At 75.3% G+C, this 7,393-nt stretch carries 2 protein-coding genes; both read right to left on the bottom strand.

The window, feature by feature from the left end; translation table 11 throughout:
• Nucleotides 1-7,019 (bottom strand): type I polyketide synthase (locus tag AB0950_RS38660; RefSeq protein WP_366780601.1); only part of this gene is annotated, 7,019 nt, incomplete at its 3' end.
• On the bottom strand, nt 7,016-7,384 hold the full coding sequence (locus AB0950_RS38655) for a hypothetical protein (RefSeq protein ID WP_366780600.1): 369 nt from the start codon (nt 7,382-7,384) through the stop codon (nt 7,016-7,018). The genes AB0950_RS38660 and AB0950_RS38655, both read right to left, overlap by 4 nt.
• Nucleotides 7,385-7,393: the final 9 nt, after the last annotated feature.

The following is a 7,393-nucleotide window of genomic DNA, read 5'->3' as shown; positions in this document are numbered from 1 at the left end:
CCCGTCACGGTGGACACGAACGACAGCTTCGGCTGCTCGTAGGTCAGGCTCTCGGCGACCTTGCGGAAGTCGGCGAGCATCGGCTCCATCAGCGGCGAGTGGAATGCGTGGCTCACGCGCAGGGCCGTCACCTTGCGGTCTTGCGCCCGGAAATGCCCCGCTACCTCTTCCACGGCCTCGGCGTCACCCGCGACAACGACCGCCCGCGGGCCGTTGACGGCGGCGATGCCCACCCGCTCGTCCTCGCCGAGTAGCGGCAGCACCTCCTCCTCAGAAGCCTGGAGCGCGACCATCGCCCCGCCCTCGGGCAGCTCCTGCATGAGCCGGCCACGTGCCGCAACGAGTCGGCAGGCGTCGGTCAGCGACCACACACCGGCGAGGTGCGCGGCGGCGATCTCCCCGATGGAGTGACCGGCGAGCACGTCCGGCCGTACGCCCCAGGACTCCAGCAGCCGGAACAGGGCGACTTCGAGAGCAAACAGGGCGGGCTGGGTGAACTCTGTCCGGTTCAGGGCGTCCGCGTCGTCCCCGAAGACGATTCCCTTGAGGTCGAAGGGGAGTTCCGCGTCCACCGCGTCGAAGGCCTCGGCGAAGACCGGATACGCCTCGTACAACTCCCGTCCCATGCCCAGGCGCTGGGACCCCTGGCCCGCGAAGAGGAACGCGGTGCGCACATCACGCCGGGCCGAGCCCGACGCCGCGTTCACCGCCTCCTCACCCGCAGCGACCGCCCGCAGCGCCCGCACCAGATCCTCCCGGCCCGCACCCCACACCACGGCCCGGTGCTCGAACAACGACCGCGACCGCACCAGCGACGACGCCACTCCAGCGACCGCCAGGCTCTCGTCGCCGGTGACGAACTCCGCCAGCCGCCCCGCCTGATCCCGCAGCGCAGCAGCCGTACGACCCGAAACGACCCACGGGATCAAGCCACCGGCGTCACCCGTGACCTCCTCGGGCACCTCCTCGACCGGCGGCTCCGCCAGCACCACGTGCGCGTTGGTGCCGCTGATGCCGAACGACGAGACACCGGCGCGCCGTACGTGACCGTCGAGCCGCGGCCATGCGGTGTTCGTGTTCAGCAGTTCCACCGCACCGGCGGACCAGTCGACGTGCGAGGACGGCTGCTCGGCGTGCAGGGTGCGCGGCAGCACACCGTGCTGCAACGCCAGCACCATCTTGATCACACCCGCCACACCCGCGGCAGCCTGCGTGTGACCGATGTTCGACTTCACCGAACCCAGCCACACCGGCCGCTCACGACCCTGACCGTACGTCGCGATCAGAGCCTGCGCCTCGATCGGGTCACCCAACGACGTACCCGTGCCGTGCGCCTCCACCGCATCCACATCCGACGGCTTCAGCCCCGCCGACGCCAGCGCCGCCCGGATCACCCGCTGCTGCGACGGACCGTTCGGCGCCGTCAGACCATTGGACGCACCGTCCTGGTTCACCGCACTGCCGGCCACCACCGCCAGCACCCGGCGCCCCGCCGCCCGCGCATCCGACAACCGCTCCACCAGCACCAGACCAGCACCCTCGGAGAACCCGGCACCATCCGCCGCGTCCGAGAACGCCTTGCACCGCCCGTCCGAGGCGAGGCCGCCCTGACGGGAGAAGTCGATGAACAGACCCGGAGTCGACATCACCGTCACACCACCGGCCAGCGCCAGGTCGCACTCCCCCGCCCGCAGCGCCTGCACGGCGAGGTGCAGGGCCACGAGCGCCGAGGAGCAGGCGGTGTCGACGGTGACCGCGGGGCCCTCCAGGCCCAGGGTGTAGGAGAGGCGGCCCGACATGACGCTGGCGGAGTTGCCGGTGCCGAGGTGGCCGGCGACCTCTTCGGCGTCGGCCGGGTCGAGCGGGCGGGACGCGTAGTCCTGGTAGTTGGTGCCGGCGAAGACGCCGGTGCGGGAGCCGCGCAGGGTCGTCGGGTCGATGCCGCCGCGTTCGAAGGCCTCCCAGGCCAGTTCCAGCAGCAGGCGCTGCTGCGGGTCCATCGCCAGCGCCTCGCGCGGTGAGATGCCGAAGAAGCCGGGGTCGAAGTCGGCCATGTCCCGCAGGAAGCCGCCTTCGCGGGCGGTGCCGGGGACGCCGGGCTCGTGGTCGTGGAGGTGGTCGAGGTCCCAGCCGCGGTCGTCGGGCCATGCGGTGATGGCGTCGGCGCCCTCGGCGAGCAGCCGCCAGAAGTCCTCGGGGGTGCTGACGCCGCCGGGGAAGCGGCAGCTCATCGCGGTGATGACGACGGGGTCGTCGTCGGTGGCACGGGGTGTGGGGAGGGCCGTGTCGGTGCCGGTGGCGGCGGCCGGGGCGACGGTGGCGCGGAGGTGGTCGGCGAGGGTGGCGGGGGTCGGGTAGTCGAAGACGAGGGTGGCGGGCAGGGGGCGTCCCAGGGAGCCGCTGAGCGCGTTGCGCAGTTCGACGGCGGTGAGCGAGTCGAAGCCGAGTTCCCGGAAGGAGCGGGTGGGTTCGACGTCCTGGGGGCCGGTGTGGTTGAGGACGACGGCGACGTGGGCGCGGACGAGTTCCTCGAAGGCGGCGCGCTGTTCCCCTTCGGGGAGCGCGGCGAGCTGGCGGGCGAGGTCGTCGGCGCCGGAGGTGTCGGTGTCGGCTGCGGCGTGCGGCTCGTGGGCGGCGGGGCGGCTGGTGAGGGCGCGCTGGGCGTCGGGGAGGTCGTCGATGAAGGGGCGGGGTCGGGACGTGGTGTAGGCGTGGGCGAAAAGGTCCCAGTCGATGTCGGTGACGGCGACCGTGGTGTCGTCGTGGTCCAGGGCCAACTGGAGTGCGCCGAGGGCGTGTTCGGGGTCCATGGGGCGTACGCCGTGCCGTTGCAGGCGTTCGCCCACGGAGCCCTCGGCCATGCCGCCGTCGGCCCAGGGGCCCCAGGCGATGGCGGTGGCGGGCAGGCCTCGGGCGCGGCGCTGCTGGGCGAGGGCGTCGAGGAGGGCGTTGCCGGGGGCGTAGTTGGCGTGGCCGGGGGCGCCGATGGTGCCGGCGGTGGAGGAGAACAGGACGAACGCGGTCAGGTCGAGGTGGGCGGTGAGGGCGTCGAGGTTGCGGGCGCCGCTCACCTTGACCCGCAGGACGTCGGCGAGCCGGTCGGGGGTGAGCGTGGTGACGACGCCGTCGCGCAGGACGGCGGCGGTGTGGAAGACGGCGGTGAGGGGCCGTTCGGCGGGGACGGTGGCGAGGGCGGCGGCGAGCTGGTCGCGGTCCGCGATGTCGCAGGCGACGATGTCGACGTGTCCGGCGCCGAGTGCGGTGAGTTCGGCGCGCAGCTCGGCCGCGCCGGGGGCGTCGGGGCCGGTGCGGCTGAGCAGCAGCAGTCCGGGGGCGCCCTGGCGGGCGAGGCGGCGGGCGACCTGGCGGCCGAGGGCGCCGGTGCCTCCGGTGACGAGGACGGTTCCGGTGGGCGTCCACGCGCGGCGGGCGCCGAGGCCGCCGGTGGCGGCGCGGCTGAGGCGGCGGGCGAGCAGGCCGGTGGCGCGGACGGCGAGCTGGTCCTCGTGGCCCACGCCGGCGAGGGCGGCGGTGAATCGGTCGGCGGCGACGGTGTCGAGGTCGGCGGGCAGGTCGATCAACCCGCCCCAGCGCTGGGGCTGTTCGAGGGCGACGACCCGGCCGAAGCCCCACACCAGGGCCTGCTCCGGAGCGTCCACGGTCTCCGCTGCGGCGGTGGCGACGGCTCCGCGGGTGGCGAACCAGACGGGTGCCTCCTGGCCGAGGTCGTCGAGGGCCTGGACCAGGGCGACGGTGGCGGAGAAGCCGCGGGGCAGGCCGGGCAGGCCGTCGTGCTCGGTGTCGTCGAGGGCGAGCAGCGACAGCACGGCGTGCGGCCGTTCCTCGCCGGTGGCGCGCAGGCGGCCGGCGATGCGGGCGCGGTCGTCGTCGGCGGCGACGGGAACGGTGACGGGGGTGGCGCCGGCGCGGGCGAGCGCGTCGGTGACGGCGGTCGTACGGGCGTGGCCGGGGTGACCGGGGTCCTGGTGGGCGGCGGGGATGGCGACGAGCCAGGTGCCGGTGAGGACGGGGGCCGGGGGCGCGGGCAGGGGCTTCCAGGTGACGCGGTAGCGCCAGCCGTCGACGGTGGCGGTCTCGCGGCTGCGCCGGCGGTAGTCGCTCAGGGCGGGCAGGACGGTGGCGAGGGTGTCCTCGTCGAGGTGGAGGGCGGCGGCCAGCGGCGCGGTCTCGCCGTTCTCGACGGTCTGCCAGAAGCGGGCGTCGAGGTCGGTGCCCGGGGCGGCGGTGGCGGTGGGCGCGGCCGGGGTCGGCCAGTAGGTGCGGTGCTGGAAGGCGTAGGTGGGCAGGTCGACGCGGGTGCCGGCGCCGATGAGGGTGGCCCAGTCGACGCGTGCGCCGCCGCGTACGGTCAGCTCGGCGAGGGAGGTGAGGAAGCGGCGCGGGCCGCCCTCGCCGCGGCGCAGGGTGCCGGTGACGACGGTGCCGGTGCGGCCGTCCTCGTCGAGGGTGTCGCGGACGGCGGCGGTGAGCACGGGGTGCGGGCTGGACTCGACGAACGCCCGCACGTCCTGGGCGGCGAGGGCGCGCACGGCGTCGGCGAAGCGGACGGTGCGGCGCAGGTTCTCGTACCAGTAGGCGGCGTCGAGGCGTTCGGTGTCGAGCCAGTCGCAGGTGACGGTGGAGAAGAACGGCACCTGCGCGGCCTGCGGGCGCACGGGGGCGAGGTCGGCCAGCAGCCGCTCGCGGATCTCCTCGACCTGGGCGGAGTGGGAGGCGTAGTCGACGGGGATCTGCCGGGCCTGCGCGCCGGCGGCGGTGAGGTGGGCGACCAGGTCGCGTACGGCGTCGGCGTCGCCGGAGACGACGACGGAGGCGGGGCCGTTGACGGCGGCGACCGAGACCCGGCCGTCCCAGCGGGCCAGGTGGGCCTCGACGTCGGTGACGGGCAGCAGCACGGAGGCCATGCCGCCGCGTCCGGCGAGCGCGGTGATGGCCCGGCTGCGCAGGACGACGACGCGTGCCGCGTCGTCCAGGGTGAGGGCCCCGGCGACGCAGGCGGCGGCGATCTCGCCCTGGCTGTGCCCGACGACGGCGTCGGGGCGTACTCCGCGGGACTGCCAGAGCCGGGCCAGCGACACCATCGTCACGAACAGCAGCGGCTGGACGACGTCGACGCGGTCCAGGGTGGGGGCGCCGTCGGCGCCGCGCAGGACGGCTTCCGCGGACCAGTCGACGTACTGCTCGACGGCGCTCGCGCAGGCGGTGAAGTGCGTGCGGAACTCGGGGTCGGCGTCGAGGAGTTCGGTGGCCATGCCGGGCCACTGGGGGCCCTGGCCGGGGAAGACGAAGACGGTGCGGCCGTCGACGTCGGCGACGCCGCGCACCAGCCCGGCCGCCGGGGCGCCGGAGGCCAGGGACTCCAGGCCGCGCAGCAGTTCCGTACGGTCGTCGGCGAGGACCACCGCGCGGTGTTCGAAGGCGGCGCGGGTGGCGGCCAGCGACCAGGCCACGTCGTGCGCGGGGGCATCGGCGTCGGCGCGCAGCCGGGCGTGCAGGGCGGCGGCCTGGGCGCGTAGCGCGGCGGCGCTGCGGGCGGAGACGACGTACGGGAGGGTGGGCCGCGGGAGGGGGCCGTCGGTGGTCCCGTCGGCGGCCGGCGAGGTGGGCTGGGCCGGTTGGGGGGCGGGCTGTTCGAGGATGACGTGGGCGTTGGTGCCGCTGACGCCGAAGGAGGAGACGCCCGCGGTGCGGGGGCGGTCGGCGGTGGGCCAGGGGCGGGGCTCGGTGAGCAGTTCGACCCGGCCCGCGCTCCAGTCGACGTGGCTGGTGGGCCGGTCGACGTGGAGGGTGCGGGGCAGCGTGCCGTGCTGCATCGCCAGCACCATCTTCATGACGCCGGCGACACCGGCGGCGGCCTGGGTGTGACCGATGTTCGATTTCACGGAGCCGAGCCACAGCGGCTGTTCGCGGTCCTGGCCGTAGGTGGCGAGCAGCGCCTGCGCCTCGATGGGGTCGCCGAGGGTCGTACCGGTGCCGTGCGCCTCGACGGCGTCGACGTCGGCGGCGGACAGCCGCGCGTCGGCGAGGGCCTGCCAGATGACGCGCTGCTGGGAGGGGCCGTTGGGGGCGGTCAGGCCGTTGGACGCGCCGTCCTGGTTGACGGCGCTGCCGCGGACCACGGCGAGCACGGGGTGGCCGAGCCGGCGGGCGTCGGCGAGCCGCTCCACGAGCAGCATGCCCGCGCCCTCGGCCCAGCCGGTGCCGTCGGCCGCGTCGGCGAACGCCTTGCAGCGGCCGTCCGGGGCGAGGCCCCGCTGCCTGCTGAACTCCAGGAACAGGCCGGGCGTCGACATCACGGTGACGCCGCCGGCCAGCGCCAGGTCGCACTCCCGCGCGCGCAGCGCCCGCACGGCCAGGTGCAGGGCGACCAGGGAGGAGGAGCAGGCCGTGTCGACGGTGACGGCGGGGCCCTCCAGGCCGAGGGTGTAGGAGATGCGGCCGGAGACGACGCTCGCGGCGTTGCCAGTGCCGACGTGTCCTTCCAGGCTCTCCTGCGAGGCGAGCAGCAGCGCCGGGTAGTCCTGGCCGTTGGTGCCGGCGAAGACGCCGGTGCGGGAGCCGCGCAGGCTCGTCGGGTCGATCCCGGCCCGCTCGAACGCCTCCCAGGAGATCTCCAGCAGCAGCCGTTGCTGCGGGTCCATCGCCATCGCCTCGCGCGGCGAGATCCCGAAGAAGGACGCGTCGAAGGCGCCCGCCCCGGCGAGCGCGCCGCCGCGGGTGCTGTACGTCCTGCCGGGGCGGCCGGGCTCGGGGTCGTAGTGGTCGGCAAGGTTCCAGCCGCGGTCGGCGGGCCACTCGGCGACCGCGTCCGTACCGGCTTCCAGCAGCCGCCACAGTTCCTCGGGCGAGTCGGCGCCACCGGGGAAGCGGCAGCTCATCGCGACGATGGCGACGGGCTCCCGCGACGCGGACTCCGCCTCCCGCAGCCGCCTGCGCGTCTCGTGCAGGTCACCGGTGACCTTCTTGAGGTAGCTGAGGAGCTTTTCCTGCTCGTTCACGCGTACTCACCCACCTGGAAGGTCGTGTCGGTCGGGGCGGTGGCGGGGACGGGGGCGGCCGCTCTCCGGGGAGCGCTCCGCGTCGGGGCGGGCATCCGCTCGGGGGCGGGCGTCGCCTTCCGGCCGGTCACGGGCGTCGGCCGCGGGGTGGCCGGCGCGGTGCGGGCGGCAGTGGCCGGGGCGCCGGCGGCTGTCGCCGTACGGCCGCGGGCGGACACCGGCGGGACGGCGGCCGTCGCCACCGGGTGGACGACGCCACTCGCCGCACAACCCGTCGCGCCCGACGTACGACCGCCGGGGGCCGCTGTCCGGTGTGCGTCGGTGCCGCCCGGCGCGGTGCCGGGTGCGCTGCCGCCAGCGGTCACGGCGCCTGG

Origin of the sequence: Streptomyces sp. NPDC007189, assembly GCF_040703635.1 — a bacterium.
Lineage (GTDB): Bacteria > Actinomycetota > Actinomycetes > Streptomycetales > Streptomycetaceae > Streptomyces.
The sequence above is the reverse complement of the archived record's forward strand: the minus strand, read 5'-3'. Positions and strand labels throughout refer to the sequence as shown.